This is a genomic window from Streptomyces sp. NPDC006265 (assembly GCF_040613555.1).
Taxonomy (GTDB): Bacteria; Actinomycetota; Actinomycetes; order Streptomycetales; family Streptomycetaceae; genus Streptomyces.
In genome coordinates this window covers 1-1,385 of sequence record NZ_JBEXSH010001413.1, presented here as the reverse complement: position 1 = coordinate 1,385, position 1,385 = coordinate 1, and the positions used below count along the sequence as shown (strand labels likewise).

1 protein-coding gene is annotated in these 1,385 nt (G+C 70.2%); it reads right to left on the bottom strand.

Going from position 1 to position 1,385, the window contains the following annotated elements:
• Nucleotides 1-257 precede the first annotated feature (257 nt).
• Nucleotides 258-1,385, bottom strand: a 1,128-nt coding sequence (locus ABZ281_RS49380) for an ABC transporter ATP-binding protein (protein ID WP_356665385.1), incomplete at its 5' end; no start/stop codon positions are given.

The following is a 1,385-nucleotide window of genomic DNA, read 5'->3' as shown; positions in this document are numbered from 1 at the left end:
GGTGACGTGGCCGGGAAGAGTCGCCCGGCTGGACGGGTCGTCCGGCCCGTCCAGGACGGCAAGCAGGCCGGCCAGGGACTCTCGCTCGTGCGGGTGCCGAGTCAGGTAGCTGTCGAGGGCCGCGCGGATGTGGGAGCGGGTGATCGGCACGTCAACACCTCGGAAAAGCATGGAAGGACTGGTGGATGGGTCGAGGGTGGGCGGGTCAGCGGGGGCCGTGCGCCCGGGCGGAGCTGGTGAAGTGGTGTCGGGGCCCTTCACGCGCGGGTTCCGTGCTTCTCGCCGTCCGGCTCCGAGGTGACCTGGTAGGACAGCAACTGCTGGAACAGGCCGCCTTCTTGGGCGGCGAGGTCCTTGTAGGTGCCCTCCTGCACGACTCTGCCCTCGTCGAGGACAACGATCCGGTCGGCCACGGCGACGTTGGTGATGCGATGCGTGACCAGCAACACCACCCGGTCCTGGGCCAGGTCCCGCAGCCGCTGGAAGATTCTGTATTCGGCGCGAGGGTCGAGGTTGGCCGTCGGCTCGTCGAGGACCAGGAGCCCCGCCTCGCGGAAGAATGCCCGGGCGAGCGCGATGCGCTGCCACTGGCCGCCGCTCAGTTCCTCTCCGTTCAGCCACTCGCGGGCCAGGAGCGTGTCCAGGCCGGCGCCGAGCTTGTCGACGACCTCATCCGCGTCGGAGGCCTCGCAGGCTTCGAGGACCGCCGCGTCACCGCGGACCGTGGGCTGCCCCTGGGTGACATTCTCGCGGACCGTCAGCGGCCAGTGCGCGTAGTCCTGCGGCACCAGGGCCACCTGCTGCCACAGTGCCTGCGGGTCGGCGTCGTCGGTGGGGACGCCGTCCCACAGCACCTGTCCTCCAGTGGGCAGGTACAGGCCGCTGACCAGCTTCGACAGCGTTGATTTCCCCGATCCGTTGAAGCCGACCAGTGCGGTGACCTCGCCCCGGCGCAGCGTGAGCGAGACGTCGGACAACGCGTCCTGGTCCTTCCCGGCGTAGCGGTGCGAGACCGACTTGATCTTGATCTCGTCCGGTGGCGCTGGCCGGTGCTCGCCGCGGCGCATGGTGTAGCCGCCGGCCAAGTCGAGGAACCTTGTCCAGTCGTCCATGTAGAGGCCGGTACGCACGGCACGGGCCCCGACGGCGACCAGCCCGCGTACAGACTGGCCCACTGTCTGCAGAGCGAAGACGGCCGTGCCGGCGTGGCCGACGCTGATGCGGCCGGTGGCCAGCAGCCACACCACCGCCGCCCACACGACAGCCGATCCGAGGCCGCCGCACAGCGCGCCGAACAGCGACATGCGGGCGCCCTTGTCGGCCGCGGTCCGGTCTTCGCGGTTGATCCGGGCGACCGTCTGTCGGTACCGGCCGGACAGGAAATC